The organism is Neisseria sp. P0001.S005 (genome assembly GCF_051963715.1).
Genome location: NZ_JBQCTZ010000481.1, coordinates 1 through 679, shown reverse-complemented (window position 1 = coordinate 679; position 679 = coordinate 1). Strand labels below are relative to the sequence as shown.

Here is a 679-nt window from a genome sequence, read left to right as displayed (position 1 = left end):
AATGCTCTATCGAATCTTTAGGTTAAGATGGAATGATAATATAATAATGTTGAAAACATAATCATTGAAAGCCTGTAGAGTTAATGTTTCGTATCCGTATTTGACTTTCAGACGGCCTTTTTGGTTATGCAGTTATTCACGCCATAATGTAACGGCCATAAAAAACGCACTTCCATGATGAAAGTGCGTTTGGTGTGTAAACTGTTTAGTTCTCTTCGTCGTTCAGCGCGTTGATGCTGTAACCGCCGTCAACGTAGGTAATCTCGCCGGTGATGCCGGAAGCGAGGTCAGACAGCAGGAAGGCGGCTGTGTTGCCGACTTCTTCAGTGGTAACGTTGCGGCCCAATGGGTTGTGGGAAGCGACGTGGCCCAAGAGTTTGCTTAAATCGGCGATGCCGGAAGCGGCCAGGGTTTTGATCGGGCCTGCGGAGATGCCGTTGCAGCGGATGCCTTCTTTACCCAGGCAGGCGGCGGTGAAGCGGATGCCGGCTTCGAGGCTGGCTTTGGCCATACCCATAACGTTGTAGTTAGGAATGGCACGAACGGCGCCCAAGTAGCTCAGGGCAACGATTGCAGCGTTGCGACCCTGCATCATCGGACGGGCGGCTTTTGCCAGCGCAGGCAGGCTGTATGCGGAGATTTCGTGAGCGGTGTTGAACGCTTCGCGGCTGATGCTGTC

Annotated in this window: 1 protein-coding gene; it reads right to left on the bottom strand. The window is 52.1% G+C overall.

Going from position 1 to position 679, the window contains the following annotated elements:
• Positions 1-205: 205 nt before the first annotated feature.
• Positions 206-679, bottom strand: a 474-nt coding sequence (locus tag ACTHSP_RS21200) for an SDR family oxidoreductase (protein WP_440346906.1), incomplete at its 5' end; no start/stop codon positions are given.